The 18,683-nt window shown below is 66.8% G+C and carries 12 protein-coding genes and 1 pseudogene; 9 read left to right on the top strand and 4 right to left on the bottom strand.

What is annotated here, in order from left to right:
• Positions 1–133: 133 nt before the first annotated feature.
• The 3 genes from ACCQ16_RS16980 to ACCQ16_RS16970 are packed head-to-tail and all read right to left on the bottom strand — an operon-like array spanning position 134 to position 2,402.
• The gene (locus ACCQ16_RS16980) at positions 134–559 is read right to left on the bottom strand and encodes a DNA polymerase III subunit chi (protein WP_008571796.1); all 426 of its coding nucleotides are present in this window, start codon (positions 557–559) and stop codon (positions 134–136) included.
• Entirely contained in the window at positions 559–930 is a 372-nt protein-coding gene (locus ACCQ16_RS16975; protein WP_218555524.1) for a hypothetical protein, read from the bottom strand. The genes ACCQ16_RS16980 and ACCQ16_RS16975 overlap by 1 nt, the downstream gene beginning before the upstream one ends.
• A complete protein-coding gene (locus ACCQ16_RS16970) occupies positions 930–2,402 on the bottom strand; it encodes a leucyl aminopeptidase (RefSeq protein WP_277573444.1) in 1,473 nt (490 codons plus the stop codon). The genes ACCQ16_RS16975 and ACCQ16_RS16970 overlap by 1 nt, the downstream gene beginning before the upstream one ends.
• A gap of 107 nt (positions 2,403–2,509) precedes the next feature.
• On the opposite strand from ACCQ16_RS16970, the gene lptF reads away from it, so the two are divergent.
• Genes lptF through ACCQ16_RS16955 form a run of 3 tightly spaced genes read left to right on the top strand, consistent with a single transcriptional unit; the run spans position 2,510 to position 4,999 of the window.
• Entirely contained in the window at positions 2,510–3,592 is a 1,083-nt protein-coding gene (gene lptF / locus ACCQ16_RS16965) for an LPS export ABC transporter permease LptF (RefSeq protein ID WP_277573443.1), read from the top strand.
• On the top strand, positions 3,589–4,695 hold the full coding sequence (gene lptG, locus ACCQ16_RS16960) for an LPS export ABC transporter permease LptG (RefSeq protein WP_372380034.1): 1,107 nt from the start codon (positions 3,589–3,591) through the stop codon (positions 4,693–4,695). Before lptF ends, lptG begins: the two co-directional genes overlap by 4 nt.
• A 4-nt stretch (positions 4,696–4,699) precedes the next feature.
• Positions 4,700–4,999 (top strand): hypothetical protein, encoded by a 300-nt coding sequence (locus ACCQ16_RS16955; protein WP_014091062.1) that lies wholly within the window; start codon positions 4,700–4,702, stop codon positions 4,997–4,999.
• Between the two features lie 112 nt (positions 5,000–5,111).
• Here ACCQ16_RS16955 and ACCQ16_RS16950 read toward each other — a convergent pair whose 3' ends face one another.
• A complete protein-coding gene (locus tag ACCQ16_RS16950) occupies positions 5,112–5,579 on the bottom strand; it encodes an RDD family protein (protein WP_057680831.1) in 468 nt (155 codons plus the stop codon).
• Between the two features lie 355 nt (positions 5,580–5,934).
• On the opposite strand from ACCQ16_RS16950, the gene xerD reads away from it, so the two are divergent.
• From xerD to ACCQ16_RS16920, 6 genes and pseudogenes are all read left to right on the top strand, one after another.
• Positions 5,935–6,906: a site-specific tyrosine recombinase XerD gene (xerD, locus tag ACCQ16_RS16945; RefSeq protein WP_057680834.1), complete on the top strand. Its 972-nt coding sequence runs from the start codon at positions 5,935–5,937 to the stop codon at positions 6,904–6,906.
• Between the two features lie 7 nt (positions 6,907–6,913).
• A pseudogene (locus ACCQ16_RS16940) lies at positions 6,914–7,143 on the top strand (hypothetical protein); the annotation flags it as partial.
• Between the two features lie 226 nt (positions 7,144–7,369).
• Positions 7,370–8,167, top strand: coding sequence for a DsbC family protein (locus ACCQ16_RS16935; protein ID WP_008571787.1), 798 nt, complete (start codon positions 7,370–7,372; stop codon positions 8,165–8,167).
• Between the two features lie 311 nt (positions 8,168–8,478).
• Positions 8,479–12,525, top strand: a complete 4,047-nt coding sequence (gene purL / locus ACCQ16_RS16930) for a phosphoribosylformylglycinamidine synthase (RefSeq protein WP_277573442.1) — start codon at positions 8,479–8,481, stop codon at positions 12,523–12,525.
• A gap of 647 nt (positions 12,526–13,172) precedes the next feature.
• Positions 13,173–16,370, top strand: a complete 3,198-nt coding sequence (locus tag ACCQ16_RS16925; protein ID WP_372380033.1) for a YadA-like family protein — start codon at positions 13,173–13,175, stop codon at positions 16,368–16,370.
• A gap of 102 nt (positions 16,371–16,472) precedes the next feature.
• Entirely contained in the window at positions 16,473–18,356 is a 1,884-nt protein-coding gene (locus ACCQ16_RS16920) for a S8 family peptidase (protein ID WP_277573476.1), read from the top strand.
• Positions 18,357–18,683: the final 327 nt, after the last annotated feature.

Here is an 18,683-nt window from a genome sequence, read left to right as displayed (position 1 = left end):
CGGCAATCCACTCGTCAACGTCGGTGTTCGTGCTGCGGAGCGAAGATCGGCTGTCTGAGGTTGGATGCAGTCGTTGGAGACGCAAGATCTGCTTTACGAATCCCCAATCCCAACTCCCCAATCCCCGCCGCACTCACATGTCGTACTTGGTCAGTTCCAGGCCCAGGGCCTTGTACTGTTTCCAGCGTTCGCGCAGCGGTTCGCGGGCAGCGGGGTCGGCCGGCACCACTTCGAGCACGCGGTCGCAGGCGCCCAGATAGGGGTCGTCGCGCAGGTTGATCACCAGCGGGCGCGAGGGGGCGGCGAACTCCGGGGCGGCAATCAGCACCGGGGCCAGTTCGTCTTCCTCATCGGTGCCGGCAATCTGGTGCGGCACGTAGGCCTCGTCGTCGAACGCCCACAGCAGGTCGTCCAGCGCCTCGGCCTGCTGCGTATCGCGGGCCAGGATCAAGGTGGGCAGGTTGGCGTCGTTGGCCTTGCGCGCCAGCTCGCAGACCAGCCGCAGCGGTTCGTTGAGGAAGCGCGGCTTGGCGATCAGGTAGAAGTCGGCACGGGGCATCAGGCGGTCACAAAGCGGGAGGAGAGCAACAATTCGGTGGTCATGCCGGCGGCCACGAACAGGGCCGCACAGCCAAGCACGGCCAACAGCAGGCCGCCGAATGCGCGCAGGCGGCGCCCGGGCGGGCGAGAACGGTACAGGTACACCGGCAGGAACAGCACGGCCAAGGCCACGATGCCGATATTCATCCAGGCCGGCCGGCGGTAGCCAAGCCGGCGGCTGTCGGCCGCCAGCCACACAAACAACAGCAACAGCTGCACGACGATCCAGAGCAGATCGATGCCGGGGCTGGTCCAGCCCGGCACCACGCTGGCGGCTCCGTTCACGACGGAGAAGCCAGCGATGAGCGCCAGTGCAGCGCGCGGCGACATCAGGCGGCGCGATCCAGCAACCACTGGGTCAGCAGGCCGACCGGGCGACCGGTGGCCATGCCGCGCTTGCCTTCGTCGCTGGCCACGCCGGCGATGTCCAGGTGCGCCCAGCGCTGGTTTTCGGTGAAGCGCGACAGGAAGCAGCCGGCGGTGATCGCGCCGCCCCAGCGGCCGCCGATGTTGTAGACGTCGGCGAAGGTGGAATCCAGCAGGCCCTGGTATTCGTCCCACAGCGGCAGGCGCCAGGCGCGGTCGAACACGTGCTCGCCGGCGGCCAGCAGCTCGTTGGCCAGGTCGTCGTGCTTGCTCATCAGCCCGGCTGTCTGGTGACCCAGCGCGACCATGCAGGCGCCGGTCAGCGTGGCCACGTCCACCAGCGCCTCAGGGTTGAAGCGCTCGGCGTAGGTCAGTGCATCGCACAGGATCAGGCGGCCTTCGGCATCGGTATTGCCGACTTCGATGGTCTTGCCGGACATGCTGGTGATCACGTCCGACGGGCGATACGCGTTGCCGTCGATGGCGTTCTCGACCGCCGGCACCACCACCACCAGATTGATCGGCAGCTCGGCCTTGACCGTGGCCACGAAGGTGCCGATGACGTTGGCGCCACCGCACATGTCGTACTTCATTTCCTCGATGCCGCCCTGCGTCTTGAGGTTGACGCCGCCGGTATCGAAGGTGATGCCCTTGCCGACCAGCACGTACGGGCGCGCGTCGCCGCCGCCGTTCCACTTCAGCACGATCAGGCGCGGGCGGTTGGCCGAGCCGCGTGCCACCGACAGCAGCGAGCCCATGCCCAGCGCTTCCATCTGCGCCTCGTCCAGGATCTCGGCTTCGGCACCCGGGAACTTGCCGGCAAATGCCGCGGCGGTCTCGGCCAGGTAGGCCGGGGTGCAGTAGTTCGGCGGCAGGTTGCCCAGCTCGCGGGCGAATTCCACGCCTTCGGCGGTAGCCACGCCCACGGCGAGCGCGCGGGCGTCGTTGCCGGCAATCGCCAGGGTGGTCAGGCCGGTCTCGTCCACCTTCTTCTTGCCCAGTGTGGCGGTGTAGCGGTAGGCGGCATGGTCGCTGACGGTCACCGCCTGGCGGATGTTCCAGGCCGCATCGCGGGCCTTGACGCTGAGTTCGGTCAGGGTGAGCAGGACGGTGCCGACCGCGCCGGTCTTCAGCGCGCGGGTCGCATCGCCGACGGCCTTGAGGTAGGGCGCCACGCCGAACTTGCCGGCTTCGCCCAGGCCGACCACCAGCACGCGCGGCGCGGTGACGCCGGGCAGGTCGTGCAGCAGCGTGGTGCTGCCGGTCTTGCTGGCCACGTCGCCGCGCGCGACCAAGGCCGTCAAGCGACCCTGACTGGCGCTGTCCAGCGCCTGGGCAGCGGGCGAAAGGGTCTTGTCGGCGAACACGCCAACCACGATGCAGTCGACGGCAGCGCTTGCCGGCGCGTCTTGGTTCAGGGTGAATTGCAGGGCCATTGATCAGATTCCGTAGGCAAATCCGTACAATCGCGGGCTGTTTACGCCAACCGGACTAGGCTGGCGGCGCCGCGAACGAATCCGAGAGTTTAAAACAAGCCCACCCCATGCCGAAGCTCGATCGATACCTGCTTAGCGATTTCACCCAGAGCTTCCTGGCCACCTTGATCGTGCTGCTGGTCGTCAGCGTCGGCGGCGTGCTGGTGGATATCCTCGGCAATATCGCCGACGGCCGCATCCCGGCGCGCTTGCTGCTGTCGCAGGTAGGGCTGCAATTCGTGGCGTATCTGCCCATCATCCTGCCGCTGGCCTTGATGCTGGGCCTGCTGCTGGCACTGGCGCGGCTGTACCGCGATTCAGAAATGGCCGTCATTACCGCCATTGGCGTGGGCCCCAGGCGCATGCTGCGGCCGATGCTGATGCTGGTGGTGCCGGTGGTGTTGGTCATCGGGTTGTGCTCGCTGTGGCTGGGCCCCTGGGCGAGCCGTACCGCCGAGGCGATGCTGGAAGATGCCAACCGCAGCGTGCTGATGGCCGGCCTGGAGTCGGGCCAGTTCACGCCGTTGTCCGGCGGCGGGGTGGTCTACCTGCAAACGATCTCTGCCGATGGCAAGGGCCTGGGCAAGGTCTTCATGCAGCGCCAGCAGAACGACCGCATCGATGTGGTCACCGCCGACCGCGGCGCCATGTTCTTCGAAGGCAAGACCGACCGTTACCTGCGCCTGGACGATGGCTACCGCACCGAGGGCCCGGCGAGCGGCGCGACCCTGGACTACCGCTTGATGAAGTTCGCCAGCAGCGATATCGCCTTGCCAGATCGCACCCGCGTGCACGATGCCAACGACCCCGAAGTGATGTGGACCACCCAGCTGCTGTCCGACGAGCGCCCTGCCGCGCGCGCCCAGCTGCATGAGCGCCTGGCGCCGCCGTTGCTGGCACTGGCGTTTGCCTTGCTCACCTTGCCGTTGTCGCGCAGTGCGCCGCGGCAACAGCGTTATGGCCGGATCATGCTGGCGTTTCTGGCCTACATGGTGGGCACCAATCTGATGATCGTCGGCACCCAGTGGATCGCCAATGGCAAGACTCCGGCGGCGCTGGGCCTGTGGTGGTTGACGCTGCCGCTGCTGGCCGTGGCGGTGTGGGCGTATGCGCGCGATGGCCGCGTGCGTCGGCCGGGGGCGCGCGCATGAAGCTGACGCCGCGGGTCCACGATTGGTATGTCGGTCGCGTGGTGCTGTTCACCGTGCTGCTGACCTGGGCGGTGCTGCTGGGGCTGGATCTGGTCAACGCCTTCGCCAGCGAAGCCAAGAACATCGGGCAGGGCAGCTACACCTTCGGGCACGCGGTGGCTTACGTGGCCTACACCGTGCCGCGCCGGGCCTATACCTTGTTCCCGACTGCCGCGGTGATTGGCGCGCTGATGGGCCTGGGCCAGTTGGCCGCCACCTCCGAGCTGACGGCGCTGCGCGCGCTGGGCGTGTCGCGCAAGCGCATGTCCGCCTTGGTCGTCGCAGCGATGGCGCTGCTGACCGCCAGCATGGTGATCAGTGGCGAAACCATCGGGCCGTGGGCACAGAACCAGGCCGACACGCTCAAGGCCAGTGCCCGCTTCAACAGCGATATGGCGTCTTCGCGCTACGCCGGGCTGTGGGCACGCGAGGGCGACACGTTCCTCAATGCATTGAGCGGTGAAGAGAAGCTGCTCGATGGCGGTGGCACCGCACTCGATCTACACGATGTGCGGCTCTACCACCTTGATTCCAGTGGCAGGATGCAGCAGTTGACCTACGCCTCGGTGGCCGAACACCGCGACGGCCGCTGGACCCTGCGTCAGGTCCGTCGCGACACCTTCCAGGAACGCTCGGTGCAGCGCGAAACCTTTCCCGAATTGCCGTGGCAGTCGCAACTGAATCCTGCCGCGCTGGCCGCTGGCCTGGCCAAGCCGCGCAATCTTTCTGCGCACGATCTGGAGCAGAGCATCGAATACCGTCGCCGCAATGGATTGGACGCGCGCGATTACGAAGATCAGTACTGGAGCCGGTGGTTCTATCCGCTCAACGTGCTGGCGCTGTGCATGGCGGCAATCCCGTTCTCGTTCGGCTCGCTGCGCAGCGGTGGCCTGGGCAAGCGCCTGTTCCTGGGCATCCTGTTCGCGCTGGGTTTCTGGCTGCTGCAGCTGTTCTTCGGCCGCATGGCCGGCGCCCTCAAGCTGGATTACCGCATTGCCTATGCGCTGCCGCCCATGGTGATGCTGGGTGTGTCGGCGTGGTTGTTCCGCAGGCGTAGTAGCTGAGCGCATGCGGCGGGTAAGCGTGTTGGGTGTGGCGCTCTGCCTGCTATATCTGGCGGCGGCTGCTTTTTGCGTGTGGGGAGCGCTCAGCGCTCAGGGCGATCCCAAGGGCCACTTCGTTCTGCTGCAACTGCCGTTGACGCCTCAGCTGATCGCACTGGATGCTCTCCACGCGGATGCCTGGTTGACCAACATGCCTTGGGCGACAAGTTATGCGTTGTTGGTTCCGCCATTTCTGGCAGTGCTGTATGCAGTTGGGCATGCGTTTCAGTGGCTGATTGCGCGCGTCTTCTTGGGCGCCAAATAAGCCGCAGCCTGGCTTGGTCACTGCCGCCGGCCCCATCCCACTCCAGGTGCAAGTCGCATGCATGGAACATGCCGGAGCCTCTGGATATGGGGGTGATGGACTGCCGACCTGATTACTTCAATGGCCTGGCAATCCGTTCCAGCCGTGTGTGACTCGCACGGTCGTGCCAGGTCAGCCGGTCGCGATCCAGCCACGCCCACCAGAACCCCAGCCCGCCCAGCGCCAGCGACAAGGTGCCGACGGCATAGCGGATCCACAGCGCACGCCATGACACCTGTGGGTCGATCAAGCGCAGCCGCCAGGGGCGCATGCCCAGCGTCTGCCCGCCGCGCCGCCAACTCACGGTGGCGTAGATACCTGCGGCGATCCAGCAGCACAGCCACAACAGCCATTGCCAGCCGCTGAAAGGCGCGATGTTTTCGCGCGCGGGGTGCCCGGCGAGCGTAAAGCCCAGCGTGAACACGGTGGAGATCAGCATCGACAGCGCCAGCACCGGCCAGGCGTCGTAGCACAACGCCAGCAGCCGCCAGCCCACCAGGGCAGGGGGGCGCGCAACGCGAGGCGAAGGGATCGAGGTCATGGCGCGAGCATAACGGTCGCCAAGCACGGCGCAACGCCGCGCTGCAGTAGCCGCGCTCTGGTGCCTGCACGCGCTGACGCACGCCACGCATCGAACGGCGATCAACCGCATCCTGGCGCGACGGCTGGTGCGCAGACTCGGCGTGTTCAATCGGGCGCATGCCCATGCCGGGACCTACCGGCCATGGCGGCGCTGGCGTCGCGATCCGGGTCGCCTTTGCGCCTGCGGCCGACGCGTGCTGATCAGGCAGAACAATGACGCGCACATCTACCGCCCCGCGCGCGCAGGCAACACACCTACCGGCAACCCACGCGCATTGGCGCTCAAAACGCGCGCCGCGTTTTATGCTGTGGCGATGTCTGCCAGCAGCCCCGCCGAACGCCGCCAACTTGCCCGCCAGCTGCCACCGGTGCAGGCGGCCGATGCCAGCGTGATCGAGCGTTTCCTCGACCGGTTCTGGGCCGAGCAAGGCGTGGCGCGGCAGACCCTGGAGAGTTATCGGCGCGACCTGGAAGGGCTGGCGCGTTGGCGCGACGGCGCACATGGTGGCTTGCTCGGCATCGACCGTGCCGCCCTGTTCGACTATCTGCGCTGGCGTACCCAGGCCAATTATTCCCCGCGCAGCACGGCGCGGCTGTTGTCGACCTTGCGTGCGTTCTACGGGCTGTGCCTGCGCGATGGCGTGCGCAGCGACGACCCCACCGCCCTGATCGACCCGCCGCAACTGCCACGCTCGCTGCCCAAGGCCTTGACCGAAAGTCAGATCGAGGCCTTGCTGGCTGCGCCGGACGTTGACACCCCGGCAGGCCTGCGCGATCGCGCCATGCTGGAGTTGATGTACGCCGCGGGCCTGCGTGTGAGCGAGCTGGTCAACCTGCCGGCAGTGGGGGTGAACCTGCGCCAGGGCGTGCTGCGGGTGACCGGCAAGGGCAGCAAGGACCGGCTGGTGCCGCTGGGCGAGGAGTCCCAGCATTGGCTGGAGCGTTACCTGCGCGAGGCGCGCCCGCTGCTGGCCGCGAACACGCCGGTGGCGGCGGTGGACGGGCAGGTGCCATTGTTCATCGACGCCGCGCGTCAGCCGCTCAGCCGACAGCAGTTCTGGGCGTTGGTCAAACGCTATGCAGCGGTCGCGGGTATCGACCCGGACACGGTCAGCCCGCACGGGCTGCGCCACAGCTTTGCCACCCATCTGCTCAACCACGGCGCCGACTTGCGCGCGTTGCAGATGCTGCTGGGCCACAGCTCGTTGTCGACCACCCAGATCTACACGCTGGTGGCGCGCCAGCATCTGCAGAAACTGCACGCCAGCCATCATCCGCGCGGTTAGTCGGCGCATGCGTGCCGGCGACGCACCTGTCGCGGTTGCGGCAGAACTGCCAACAGGTCATCGCCGCGCTGGCGGCCGCACCAACAACGCCAGCCGACGTTGCTGGGGGGCTCGCCAGACACGCTCGGCGGCTCCGGCGGCGTTGCCGGTCAGGCTGGCATCGGCTGGCGTGACCTCCTGGTTGTCATACCTCGAGCTGACTCTCAGCGCCGGACGTCACGCGGCGGTGCACTCCAGGACACAATCAGAGCGGGGGACGACGCTTACGGGCACCTTCAAGGCGCCTTGCGACGGCGAAAGTGCCCAGCCCGCCGCCAGACCCGGCAAGCCACGCTCCGTATTGCGTCTGTCCAGCAGGTGCAGCAACGGGGTGCCTGTAGCGTTCACAATCTGTCGCGGCCGCGGCCAGGCTTCATCTGCGCTGTGCGAGAATCTGGGCACCTCATTCCATCTGGATGCGTGAATGTATCGTCTTGCCATCGCCGCGCTGCTGGGCGCGATCAGCCTTACCGCCTGCGCACAATCCTCGCAGCCTGCGGCAAGCACTGCCGGCGCCAAGCCCGCCGCCGCGCCCGCCGCCACCGGCACGGTGGACCAGCGCGTGAGCACGGCGCTCAAGGCGCTGGACCCGGATTTCAAGCCCGATTACATCGGTGCTGCGCCGTTCCCCGGCTTCCGCGAAGTGGTCGTCGGCGGGCAGGTGCTATACGTCAGCGACGACGGCCGTTACCTGATCCAGGCGCAGCCGTTCGACATCCAGAACAAGCAGTTCGCCGCCAGCCCGGGCTTGCTGGCCTACCGCCGCAAGCAGCTTGACACCGTGCCCAAGGCCGACCGCATCGTGTTCGCGCCGGCCAACCCGAAGTACACCGTCACCGTCTTCACCGATGTGGAATGCGGCTACTGCCGCAAGTTGCATAGCGAGATCGGCGAGCTCAACAAGCAGGGCATCGCGGTGGAATACCTCGCGTTCCCGCGCATGGGCCTGGGCAGCCAGGACCATAAGGAAATGATTGCGGTGTGGTGCGCTGCCGATCGCAAGCAGGCGCTCACCGCTGCCAAGTCGGGTCAGCCGGTCGCCTCCAAGGACTGCAAGAACCCGGTGTCGATGGAATACAACCTGGGCCAGCGCCTGGGCGTCAACGGAACGCCGGCGATCTTCGCGCCCGACGGCACCCAGCTCGGTGGCTACCTGCCGCCAGCGCAGTTGCGTGAGGCGCTGGAAAAGCGTGCCGTGAGCACGGCAGGCGGCAGCCGCTGAGGCCGTCTCGGCTCTGATCATCGTGGCGTCGCCGATGGCGACGTTGCGGTGGTCGTTTGCGCAACGACAAGGGCCCAGGTGCGACTGCATCCGGGCCTTTGCCGTTTCTGAGGGGTAGCCGCCATCTGGCCGCCTCCTTCATGCTGGCCGGCGCCACTCTCTGGCACGGAAGCGGCGACAACGCTCCCGCCCGACGATTCCCCATTCCCGATTCCCGATTCCCGATTCCCGGCCATCGCACGCCCGGTCCGGCGTCGATCCATCAGCTCCGTTACAATCTGCAGCCCCGTTTCTGACACGGTTCCCCGGACATGATGGTCCTCGAGGGCGCTTCCGCCCTTTCGCCGTTCCGCCGCGCTCGGCTCGAAACCCGCCTGCAAACCCTTGTTCCCGCGCTGCGTATCACTGGCGCCTGGCACGTGTACTTCATCCGTGCCGAGGCCGGGCAGTCGCCCGACCAGGCCACCTTGCAGCGGATCCTGCAGGCCAACGCCGCGCCCGCCGCGCGCGATGCCGATGCCTCCTCGCGCTACGTGGTGCCGCGCCTGGGCACCTTGTCGCCGTGGTCGAGCAAGGCCACCGAGCTGGTGCGCGGGGCCGGGCAGCCGATCCAGCGCGTGGAGCGCGGCACCCGCATCGACCTGGCCGGCTGGCCGGACGACGCGGCCGCCCAGGCCGCTGTGGCCAAACTGCTGCACGACCCGATGACGCAATCGCTGCTCGGTTCGGCCGCTGCCGCCGAAGCGCTGTTCAACGTGCCCGACCCGGGCCAGTTGCAGCGCGTGCCGCTGGATGGGCTGGAGCAGGCCAACCGCGACCTGGGCCTGGCGCTGGCGCAGGACGAGATCGACTACCTGCGCGAACGTTTCGGCGCGCTGGGCCGCGACCCGGCCGACGTCGAACTGATGATGTTTGCCCAGGCCAACTCCGAGCATTGCCGGCACAAGATCTTCAATGCCAGCTGGACCATCGACGGCAAGCCGCAGGAGCGCTCGCTGTTCCGGATGATCAAGCACACCCATCAGCAGACCCCGCAGCACACCTTGTCGGCCTATAGCGACAACGCGGCGGTGGTGGAAGGCGTGCCGGCCGCGCGCTATCGCCCGGATCCGGCCACCGGCCAATACCGCAGCGAAGCGGTGCTGCCGTCGGCGTTTGCGATCAAGGTGGAAACGCATAACCACCCGACCGCGATCGCACCGTTCCCCGGCGCGGCCACCGGTGCCGGCGGCGAAATTCGCGACGAAGGCGCCACCGGGCGCGGCGGCAAGCCCAAGGCCGGGCTGACCGGGTTTTCGGTCTCGCATCTGCGCATTCCGACCCTGCCGCAGCCTTGGGAAGCGCCGCGCGCGCTGAACCCGCGCATGGCGCCGGCGCTGGACATCATGCTCGACGGCCCGCTGGGCGGCGCCGCGTTCAACAACGAATTCGGTCGCCCGAACCTGCTCGGCTATTTCCGCAGCTTCGAGCTGGCCGAAGGCCAGGGCCTGACCCGCGCCTACGACAAGCCGATCATGCTGGCCGGTGGCCTGGGCGCGATCGATCGCAACCAGGTGGAAAAGCTGCGCCTGCAGCCGGGCGATGCGGTGATCGTGCTCGGCGGCCCGGCGATGCTGATCGGCCTGGGCGGCGGTGCGGCCAGTTCGGTGGCGGCCGGCGACAGCGCCGAGGCGCTGGATTTTGCCAGCGTGCAGCGCGAAAACCCGGAGATGGAACGCCGCTGCCAGGAGGTCATCGACCGCTGCGTGGCGCTGGGCGTGGATAACCCGATCCGCTGGTTCCACGACGTGGGCGCGGGTGGTTTGTCCAACGCCATTCCCGAGCTGCTGCACGATTCGGGGGTGGGCGGCATCATCGACCTGGGCCGCGTGCTCACCGACGACCCGTCGCTGTCGCCGCTGGAACTGTGGTGCAACGAATCGCAGGAACGCTACGTGCTCGGCGTGCCGCAGGCGCGCCTGGAAGAGTTCGCCGCCATCTGCGCCCGCGAACGCTGCCCGTTTGCCGCCGTCGGTGTGGCCACGGAAGAGGAGCGGCTGGTGGTGGGGTATGGCGTCCTTGGTGACGGGATCGGGGAGTCGGGATTCGGGATTCGCAACGGCGCATTGCCGGCAACCGATGCCGCTTCTAACCAATCCCCAATCCCGAATCCCGAATCCCAGCTTCCAATCGATCTGCCCATGGACGTGCTCTTCGGCAAGGCGCCGAAGATGCATCGCGATGCCGCGCATCCGGCCGCTCCCAGGTGGCCGGTGCTGCAGACCGCGTCGCTGGACCTGCAGCAGGCCGGTTTGCGCGTGCTGGCGCATCCCACCGTGGCGTCCAAGAGCTTTCTGGTCACCATCGGCGACCGCAGCGTGGGCGGGCTGACCGCACGCGAGCAGATGATCGGCCCGTGGCAGCTGCCGCTGGCCGATTGCGCGATCACACTCGCCGGTTTCGACACCTTCGAAGGCGAAGCGATGTCGATCGGCGAACGCACGCCGCTGGCGCTGTTGAATGCCGCCGCATCCGCGCGCATGGCCGTGGGCGAAGCCATCACCAACCTGTGCGCGGCACCGGTGCAGCGGCTGGACAGCATCAAGCTCTCGGCGAACTGGATGGCCGCCGCCGGCCACAGCGGCGAAGACGCGTTGCTGTACGACGCGGTGCGCGCCATCGGCATGGAGTTGTGCCCGGCGCTGGAGCTGAGCATTCCGGTGGGCAAGGATTCGCTGTCGATGCAGGCGCAGTGGGCTGAAGCCGGGATTGGTGATTCGGCATTCGGGATTGGCAACACACCGGAATCCGCCGCTGTTGCGAATCCCCAATCTCCAATCTCCAATCCCGTCTCTCACAAAAGCGTTTCCCCCGTCTCGCTGATCATCAGTGCGTTCGCGCCGGTGACCGATGTGCGCACGCAGCTGACCCCGTTGCTGCGCAGCGGTGAAGACAGCGAGCTGTGGTTGATCGGGCTGGGGGGCGGCAAGCAGCGGCTGGGCGGGTCGGTGCTGGCGCAGGTGTATGCCGACGACAGCGCGCTGCCGGCATTCGGTGGCGAGGTGCCGGATCTGGACGATGCGCAGCGTCTGCGCAGTTTCTTCGAGTTGATCCGCGACGCGCGCGAGGCCGGGCTGTTGCTGGCGTACCACGACCGCAGCGATGGCGGTGCGTTTGCGGCGCTGTGCGAGATGGCGTTCGCCTCGCGGCAGGGCCTGGACATCACCCTCGATGCCTGGGGCGACGATGCGTTCCGCAGCCTGTTCAACGAAGAACTGGGTGCGGTGGTGCAGATCGCCAGCGAGGACCGCGCCGCGTTCGCCGATCTGGTCGAGCGGCATGCGCTGACCGAGTGCGCGCAGCGCATCGCACGCCCCACCGGCGCGCCGCGCATCCGCGTGAGCGGGCAGGGCCGCGTGCTGGCCGAGTGGCGCTGGGAAGAGTTGTTCGACGCCTGGTGGTCGGTGACCCATGCGATGCAGAAGCTGCGCGACAACCCGGACAGCGCCGATGAGGAGCGCGCGCTGGCACGCGATTTCAAGGCGCCAGGCCTGCGTCCGAAGCTGGTGTTCGACCCTTCCGACGATGTGGCGGCGCCGTTCGTGGCTACCGGTACGCGGCCCAAGGTGGCGATCCTGCGCGAGCAGGGCGTCAACGGGCAGATCGAGATGGCCTACAACTTCGAGCGCGCCGGTTTCCGTCCCTACGACGTGCACATGAGCGACCTGATCGAGGGCCGCGTGAACCTGGGCGAGTTCGTGGGCTTTGCGGCGTGCGGCGGTTTCAGCTACGGCGACGTGCTGGGCGCCGGCCGCGGCTGGGCGACATCCATCCTGGAACGCTCGGCGTTGCGCGATGCGTTCGCCGCGTTCTTTGCACGCAGCGATACGTTCGCGCTGGGTGTGTGCAACGGGTGCCAGATGCTCAGCCAGCTCAAGGACATCATTCCCGGTGCCGAGCATTGGCCGCGCTTTTTGCGCAATCGCAGCGAGCAGTTCGAGGCGCGCACCGCGCTGCTGGAAGTGGTGGAGTCGCCGTCGATCTTCCTGCGCGGCATGGCGGGCTCGCGGATTCCGGTGGCGGTGGCGCACGGCGAAGGCCGCGCAGCGTTCGATAGCGCCGTGGACCAGGCCGCTGCACGCGTGGCGCTGCGTTACATCGATGGCGATGGTGGGGTGGCCTCGCAGTATCCGCTCAATCCGAACGGTTCCCCTGACGGCATCACCGGGCTGACCAGCAGCGACGGCCGCGTCACCATCCTGATGCCGCACCCGGAGCGCACGCCACGCAGCGCAAACCTCAGCTGGCACCCGGCCGACTGGGGCGACGACTCGCCGTGGCTGCGGATGTTCCGCAACGCGCGGGTGTGGTGCGGTTGATGCCGTGCGGCTGATCGGCAGCCGCTGACGCATGATCCGACGGCCGTGTGCAGCGATGCACACGGCCGTTGTCGTTTTGGCAGGCGCGCTGAATCTGCAATTGGAATCGGTTGCAGGCTCGTCGCGCGCTGCCGCTACCACTCCATTGCGCGGTGCCCATTGCAAACCCATGCGTGGTTGCCGGCCTCGCCAGCATCGGGCACACGCTACCGGTGGCGCGTGTGGCGCGCTCGAATCAGGCGATGGAGCGGCTCGATGACGATGGTCGCGCGATTACCCACATACGCCTCGGAATTCTTTCGAGACTATTTTTGTGGTGGCAGCGAAGATGGGACTAAATAATTAATCGGAACCTGGTCATTTTGAAATAACTAACAAAAGTATTAGTTATTTATTTCGCATGACTGATTGCGTGTTATGTGTGACGGCAATCGCATTTGAAAGTTGGTTTTTTCAATAAATTCATCCGGCGTTATCGATCTTTCGATCTCCGCATCTTCTTATTTACTGTGTTGAATCTTTCGCGGTGGAAAACTCCATCGCTGAAGCAAGTGCGCGCGAATATAAAACCTCAGGGGGACCGTGCGATCTGTTCGTGCGGTGGTCGGTTTTTTACACACCAGACCAAAATGGGGAGTTAGGCGTTAATGAAGCGAATTTATCTGGAGGCTGGTCGCGAGTCTTGTGCTCACGACCAAACGGTGACGCGTGCTCGCACGGTGGGAAATACGCAGGGGAGACTGCCGCGCGACCATGCCGGCGGAGTGCTGGCCACGGCAGTGGTGATCGTGTTGTTCGGCATGGCCGGGGCGGCCGGCGCCGCGACCACACCGGCGGCAGCGGCCGCGCAGTGCCAGCTGATCGATGGCAGGCGACATTGCCCGGGCGAGGCCGGCACGGTGGCTCAGGTCGCTACTGCAGGAGCCAACGACAGCGCCACGCAAGCGGCAGCAATATCCGCCGCCGATGCGCAGATCCCGGCATTCGCGGACGGTGAGGACGCGCTGGCATTGGGCAATGCGAGCAATGCGCTGGGCGATGGAACCATGGCATTGGGCGGTGGAAGCCTGGCCTTTGACCGCGACGCGACCGCGATCGGTCATAACGCTGCGGCCGCGGGAGAATCGGCGATTGCAATTGGCGGCGTGACGACCGTGTTTGATTACGATGCCAACGGCTTCGTCATTGGCCAACGCGAACAGGCCACGCAGGCCTCAGGTGTGGGCGCCACGGCTGTGGGCGGTGGTGCGGTAGCGGGAACGCCGTATGCCAGCGCCATCGGCAGCGGCGCCAGCGCCAGTGGCGTGCAGAGCACGGCGCTGGGGTATCGCGCACAGACTTCCAGCGACGGTGCCACCGCCGTGGGCGGGCTTTCCAGCGCCAGTGGCTTTCTTTCCACTGCCGGCGGTTATTCCTCGCGCGCCAGCGCAGACACCTCGACCGCATTCGGTTACAGGGCGCGAAGCGACGGTGCCAGTAGCGTCGCAGTTGGCGACACCGCGTTGGCCAGCGGAGCACAGAGCGTTGTCGTAGGCGGCGTCAGCAACTTCGGCTCGATTACCGCAGCGACCGGTCTTGGCGGCATTGCGCTGGGCTCGGGTGCGCAAAGCCAATCCGATTATGCGATTGCCATTGGCTACGATTCCAACGTGTTTCCGAATGCGCCCAGCAATACCGATGCGGTGGCGATCGGGCACAGCGCCGGGTCGTTCGCACCACGCACCGTGTCATTGGGCGGCTTTGCCCTGGCGTCCGGCGATGGCGGCATTTCGATCGGACATGGCAGCACCGCTTACAACGAAAATAGCGTGGCGTTAGGCGCGCGTGCGATGACCTCGCAGTTCAATGGCGACAGCACCGTCATTGGTGCGGACGCGCAGGCCAACGGCGTGGATGCCGTGGCGATCGGTTACGGCGCGAAGGTGGGATCCTGGGTCGACGATGCCTGGAATCGTTCGGCATCCAGCGCGGTTGCGCTGGGTGCGCACTCCTATGCGTTTCGCAGCAATACGGTGTCGGTCGGCGATGTGCAAGCCGGCTTGACGCGCCAGATCACCAGCGTTGCAGCCGGTAGCGAAGCCACCGATGCGGTGAATGTGGCCCAGCTCGATACGGTGCGCGCCGCCACGTCACGCATCGATGGCTATCTGGCAGTGACGCCGGCCACCACGGACGCAGCGGCGGCATCTGCGCAGGGACAGGGCGCCATGGCGCTGGGTGGCGCAAGCAGCGCGCTTGGCGCATCTGCCACCGCGGTGGGCTTCAATGCCACCAGCGTTGGCCAGGGTAGTGCTGCGTTGGGTAGCCTTGCGGTTGCTGCCGGCGAGCGCAGCGTGGCGGTTGCCTCCGGCAGCCGTGCCGCGGCCACCGGTGCCAGCGCGATAGGGGCGGACAGCAGCGCCAGCGGCGTGAACAGCACTGCGATGGGCCGGCAGACCAATTCCATCGGCGAAAACGGCGTTGCGCTGGGCTACAACGCCTTCGTCCGCGAAAGCGGCAGCAATGCCGTGGCACTGGGCGCGAATGCCGGTGCCAACGGCGCCGATTCGGTGGCTCTGGGCTCGGGCTCGCGCACCTACGATGCCAATACGGTGTCGGTGGGCAGCGGCAACGGCCGCGGCGGCCCGGCCACGCGCCGTATCGTCAATGTGGGTGCCGGCACGATTGCCAGTGCCAGCACCGATGCGATCAATGGCGGCCAGTTGTTCCAGTCGTTGAGCAATGCGGCCAGCTTCCTCGGCGGCGGTGCGGCGATCGGTGCGCAAGGCGTATTTGTTGCGCCGACCTACGTGATCCAGGGGGCCAGCTACAACAACGTCGGTGCGGCACTGACGGCGTTGGACAGCAAGGTTAGCGAGCTGGATGCCCGAGGCGGCGCGGCAACAGCTGCCTCACGTGCATCTGTCGCACGCCTGGCAACGGCGCGCAGTGCAGCGGTCGACGCAACAGCCGCTGGCGTGCAGCCGGTAGCGCTGACAACCAACGCCACAGCCGACAGTGCCTTGTCGTCTGCAGCGACGGCCACTGCAACTGGGCTTTCCGCAGGCACGGCGGTGCAGGGCACGCCCACCGCCGCAATGGACGGCAGCATCACGCCGGCGGCCACGTCCACGGCAGTGGGCACGGCAGCAGTGGCCAGCCACGTCACCGGCACGGCCATTGGCGGCAGCGCGTATGCGCATGGTCCCAACGACACCGCCATCGGCAGCAATGCCCGCGTCAATGCCGACGGCAGTACGGCGGTGGGTGCCAACACGCAGATCGCGGCGGTGGCGACCAATGCCGTGGCGATGGGCGAAGGCGCGCAGGTGACGGCCGCGTCGGGCACGGCGATCGGCCAGGGCGCCCGCGCCACGGCACAAGGCGCCGTGGCACTGGGCCAGGGTTCGGTTGCCGACCGTGCCAACACGGTGTCGGTGGGCAGCGTGGGCGGCGAGCGTCAGGTGGCCAATGTGGCGGCCGGTACGCGTGCCACCGATGCGGTCAACAAGGGCCAGCTGGACAGCGGCGTTGCCGCCGCCAACAGCTACACCGACAGCCGCTACAACGCGATGGCCGACAGCTTCGAAAGCTACCAGGGCGATATCGAAGACCGCCTGCGCCGGCAGAACCGTCGCCTGGATCGCCAGGGCGCGATGAGCTCGGCGATGTTGAACATGTCCGCCAGCGTGGCCGGTATCGCCTCGCAGAACCGCATCGGTGCCGGTGTCGGTTTCCAGAACGGCGAGTCGGCGTTGTCGGTGGGCTACCAGCGTGCGATCAGCCCGCGCGCCACCCTCACCGTGGGCGGCGCACTCAGCGGCGACGACAGCTCGATCGGCGTGGGTGCCGGTTTCGGCTGGTAGCCGCAGCACGGCCACGCGGTCGCATGCATTCCCGCCGCCCGTTGCCGGGCGGCGCGCTTTCTTCGTCATGCCCTTTCGCACTCACCTCGAAGGAATCCCATCGTGATCCAGAGTTCTTCTACGCAGGTCCTTGTGCTTGCCTGCTGTGTCCTGGCGGCGTCGTGCAGTACAGCGTTGGCCGCCAACGCCGATGCCAACGCCGATGCGGCAGCAGCCAGTGCCCAACGCCAACAGGCCATGGCCAATGCGCCGGTTGACAGAATCATCGTCCGCTACCGCAGCGGGCAGGTCGGTACCGCGCGCGATATCGGCCGCAGTGCCTCGGCGGCAGTCAGTGCGGCCGCCTCGCGCGCATCCGTCCGTCTTGCGCCTGCCGCACGCACCAGTGCCACTGCAGCGCCAACCTATCTGCGCACGCTTGCCGCGGGCGGCGAACTGATCAAATTGCCCGCCCAGCTCAGTCGTGCCGATGCCGACCGGCTTGTGCAGGAATTGAGCGCAGACCCGGCGGTCGAATCGGCGCAGGTAGATCTGCGCATGTATCCGCTGCAAACCAGCGCCGCATTGCCGAACGATCCGCTGCTGCAAACCAATCAATGGCATCTCATCGACCCGGTGGGTGGCATCGACGTCGCCCAAGCCTGGAAAACCACGCAGGGCGAAGGCGTGGTGGTGGCGGTACTGGATACCGGCGTCCTGCCCGACCACCCAGACCTGGCCGGCAATCTGCTCACCGGCTACGACTTCATCACCGACCCGTTCTTCTCGCGTCGCGCCACGGCCGAGCGTGTGCCCGGCGCACTGGACCTCGGCGATTGGATCGCCGAAGACGGCGACTGCGGGCTGTTCTCGGTGGCCAGCGACAGCAGCTGGCACGGCACGCACGTGGCCGGCACGGTTGCCGAAGCCACCAACAACGGCATTGGCGGGGCAGGCGTCGCCTACCGGGCGAAAGTGCTGCCGGTGCGCGTGCTCGGGCACTGCGGCGGGCGACTCTCCGACATCTCCGATGCCATCGTCTGGGCGTCCGGCGGTCACGTCGATGGCGTACCGGACAACCGCGATCCGGCCGAAGTGATCAACCTGAGCCTGGGCGGTGGCGGCGCATGCGGTTCGGCGATGCAGGCCGCGATCGATGGCGCAGTGGCGCGCGGCACCACCGTGGTGGTGGCAGCGGGTAATTCAACGGCCGATGTATCGACGACGACTCCCGCCAACTGCGCCAATGTGATTGCCGTTGCCGCCACGCGCGCAACCGGTGCGCTTGCCGATTACAGCAATTTCGGCCGTCAGATCGACCTGGCCGGCCCGGGCGGCAGCTCGATGTCCTTCATCACCAACGATGGCCCGATCCGCAGCTTTGTTTGGCAAACCCTCTACACCGGCAAAACCACACCAACCTCCGGGCAGTTCACCTATGGCGGCACGCGTTACGCCGGCACCTCGATGGCGTCGCCGCATGTGGCCGGCACCGCCGCATTGGTGCAGAGCGCATTGATCGCCGACGGCAAACCGCCGTTGTCGCCGGCCGCAATGGAGAGCCTGCTCAAGCGCACTGCGCGCGCATTCCCGGTGTCGATTCCGGTGGCAACGCCGGCCGGGGCCGGCATCGTGGATGCCGGAGCCGCAGTTGCGCGCGCGTTACGTCGCTGCGATAGGGGCGATGTGGGGTGTCAGGTGGATGCGCAGCCTCTGCGTAATGGCGTGGTCCAAAGCGGCATCTCCAATCTGTCGGGCGATGCGGGGGTGTTCACGTTCCAAGCGCAGGCGGGTGCGGTGCTGAGTTTCATCAGCTTCGGTGGCAGCGGCCAGGCGGGGTTGTACGTGGCATTCGGGCGCGAGCCCACCGCCACCGACAACGACGGCGCGTCCACGCGTCGCGGCACCAGCCAGACGGTGCGCTTCACTGCGCCGCGTGCCGGCACCTACATCCTTAAGCTGGAAGGCAGCGGTTTCGACGCGGTGAGCCTGCTGGCGCGCCAATGATCCGACACGTCGCCATCGGTTCGGCGAAATCGTCATTTCCTTGGCGGTGAACGCCTGAAACACGGCCACCTCGCGCGCCGATCGACCGCGCATGCTGGCTGTGGGGCATGTTGGCCGCAGATCTGACCGGCCACCCCTGCATTTTGCGCAACCAAGCCCGCTGGCGTCCTGCCAGCGGGTTTTTTTGTCTTTTCCAGTTCCGCCTATTCAGCCCTGAAATGTCTCGAAGGACATGATCTAGGTCGCTGTTTTCCAAAGATTTATCAAAAATCTAATAAAAGCAAGCCGAAGTGTGATCAATCGCGCACTTCTCTTCGCTTTCTGTCA

The sequence above is a fragment of the Xanthomonas sp. NCPPB 1062 genome (assembly GCF_041481705.2).
Classification (GTDB): Bacteria; Pseudomonadota; Gammaproteobacteria; order Xanthomonadales; family Xanthomonadaceae; genus Xanthomonas; species Xanthomonas euvesicatoria.
This window is presented reverse-complemented; position numbering and strand designations above follow the sequence as displayed.

Coding starts and splice junctions, on each gene's coding strand:
- purL (WP_277573442.1), top strand. CDS start 8,479: ATGATGGTCCTCGAGGGCGCTTCCGCCCTTTCGCCGTTCCGCCGCGCT.
- ACCQ16_RS16955 (WP_014091062.1), top strand. CDS start 4,700: ATGCGGCGGGTAAGCGTGTTGGGTGTGGCGCTCTGCCTGCTATATCTG.
- ACCQ16_RS16925 (WP_372380033.1), top strand. CDS start 13,173: ATGAAGCGAATTTATCTGGAGGCTGGTCGCGAGTCTTGTGCTCACGAC.
- ACCQ16_RS16970 (WP_277573444.1), bottom strand. CDS start 2,402: ATGGCCCTGCAATTCACCCTGAACCAAGACGCGCCGGCAAGCGCTGCC.
- lptF (WP_277573443.1), top strand. CDS start 2,510: ATGCCGAAGCTCGATCGATACCTGCTTAGCGATTTCACCCAGAGCTTC.
- xerD (WP_057680834.1), top strand. CDS start 5,935: ATGTCTGCCAGCAGCCCCGCCGAACGCCGCCAACTTGCCCGCCAGCTG.
- ACCQ16_RS16980 (WP_008571796.1), bottom strand. CDS start 559: ATGCCCCGTGCCGACTTCTACCTGATCGCCAAGCCGCGCTTCCTCAAC.
- ACCQ16_RS16950 (WP_057680831.1), bottom strand. CDS start 5,579: ATGACCTCGATCCCTTCGCCTCGCGTTGCGCGCCCCCCTGCCCTGGTG.
- ACCQ16_RS16935 (WP_008571787.1), top strand. CDS start 7,370: ATGTATCGTCTTGCCATCGCCGCGCTGCTGGGCGCGATCAGCCTTACC.
- lptG (WP_372380034.1), top strand. CDS start 3,589: ATGAAGCTGACGCCGCGGGTCCACGATTGGTATGTCGGTCGCGTGGTG.
- ACCQ16_RS16975 (WP_218555524.1), bottom strand. CDS start 930: ATGTCGCCGCGCGCTGCACTGGCGCTCATCGCTGGCTTCTCCGTCGTG.